Raw genomic sequence first — 1,922 nt, forward strand, 5'->3', positions numbered from 1 at the left:
CAAGCGCCCAGGACAAGACCGTCAAGATCGGCTCGTTATCCGACCAATCCGGCCTCTATGCCGATCTCGGCGGCCCCGGCTCGACTTTGGCGGCCCAGATGGCGGTTGAGGATTCCGGCCTCACCGCGAAGGGTTGGAAGATCGACATCATCTCCGGCGATCACCAGAACAAGCCGGATGTAGGCGTCAACATCGCGCGCCAGTGGTTCGATGTCGACAAGGTCGACGTCATTGTCGACGTGCCCAATTCCGGTGTTGCTCTCGCTGTCTCGAACCTCGTCAAGGAGAAGAACGGCGTCCTGCTCGATTCCGGAGCCGGTTCATCCGATCTGACTAACAAGCAGTGCACACCGAATACCATTCACTGGAGTTACGACACCTACACGCTCGCGCACGGTACCGGCACGGCGCTGACCAAGAGCGGTGGCAACACGTGGTTTTTCGTGACCGCGGACTACGCCTTCGGCGCGGCGCTGGAACGCGACACAACTGCGGCGGTCGAGGCCGTCGGCGGCAAAGTGCTCGGCGGCGTCAAGGCTCCAATCAGCACGGCCGATTTCTCCTCCTTCCTGCTGCAGGCACAGGCCTCCAAGGCCAAGGTCATCGGCCTTGCCAATGCCGGCGCCGACACCACCAACTCGATCAAGCAGGCCGCCGAATTTGGCATCACCGGCAGCGGACAGAAACTCGCGGCATTGCTTCTGTTCATCACCGACGTCCACGCGCTCGGTTTGAAGGCGGCGCAGGGGCTGAACTTCACCGAGACATTCTACTGGGACATGAATGACGGCACGCGGGCCTTTGCCAAGCGCTTCCAGGATCGCATGAAGAACCACATCATGCCGACAATGGTCCACGCCGGGGTGTATTCAAGCCTGTTGCATTATTTCAAGGCACTGGAAGCCCTCGGCGGCAACCCGCATGACGGCGCCAAGGTTGTCGCGAAGATGAAGGAAATTCCGACCGACGATCCGCTGTTCGGCAAGGGCAGCATCGAACCGAACGGCCGCACGATTCATCCGGCCTATCTTTTCGAGGTCAAGACGCCGGCAGAGTCCAAGGGGCCCTGGGACTACTACAAGCTCGTGGCGACAATTCCCGCGAAAGACGCCTTTACACCGCTGGACAAGAGCACCTGCCCCTTGCTGAAGAAATGATCTGGTTTGACGTCTCGGGCGGCCGCGATCGCCGCCCGAGAATCAAGAATTGAAACGAGGCGCCGAGAGAACCGATGCAAGCGCTTTACGCACAGCTACTGGTGGGACTGATCAACGGCTCGTTCTACGCGCTGCTCAGCCTCGGGCTTGCCGTGATCTTCGGCATGCTCAACATCATCAATTTTGCGCATGGCGCGCTTTATATGATGGGAGCGTTCTGCGCCTATTTCCTGCTCAACCTGACGGGTCTCGGGTACTGGTGGGCGCTGCTCATCGCGCCGATCGTCGTCGGCATTTTCGGCATGGTTCTGGAGCGAACGATGCTGCAATGGCTGTCCGGCCTCGATCACCTGTACGGCCTGCTGTTGACCTTCGGAATTGCGCTCATCATTCAGGGCGTCTTCCAGAACTATTTCGGTTCGTCGGGCTTGCCCTATGCGATCCCGGATTATCCGAAAATCGGGAATTTCAACGGGCTGCAAGGCGGAATGAATCTCGGCTTCATGTTCCTGCCGGTCTATCGCGGATGGGTGGTGATCTTCTCGCTCGTCGTATGTCTTTCGACCTGGTACCTGATCGAGCGCACCCGGCTTGGCGCCTATCTGCGCGCAGCCACCGAAAATCCGACGCTGGTGCGTGCCTTCGGCATCAACGTGCCGCGAATGATCACACTGACCTATGGCCTTGGCGTCGGTCTCGCCGCGCTCGCCGGCGTGTTGTCGGCGCCGATCAATCAGGTCCGGCCTTTGATGGGCGAGAACATCA

General features: G+C 59.8%; 2 protein-coding genes. Both read left to right on the top strand.

Annotation, left to right across the window (positions count from 1 at the left end):
• The coding region (locus WB528_RS16420; RefSeq protein WP_423889464.1) for an ABC transporter substrate-binding protein at nt 1-1,157 on the top strand (1,157 nt) is incomplete at its 5' end.
• Nucleotides 1,158-1,231: 74 nt separating this feature from the next.
• A partial coding sequence (locus WB528_RS16425) for a branched-chain amino acid ABC transporter permease (protein WP_423889465.1) occupies nt 1,232-1,922 on the top strand: 691 nt, incomplete at its 3' end.

It is taken from the genome of Bradyrhizobium sp., from assembly GCF_049586575.1.
Lineage (GTDB): Bacteria > Pseudomonadota > Alphaproteobacteria > Rhizobiales > Xanthobacteraceae > Bradyrhizobium.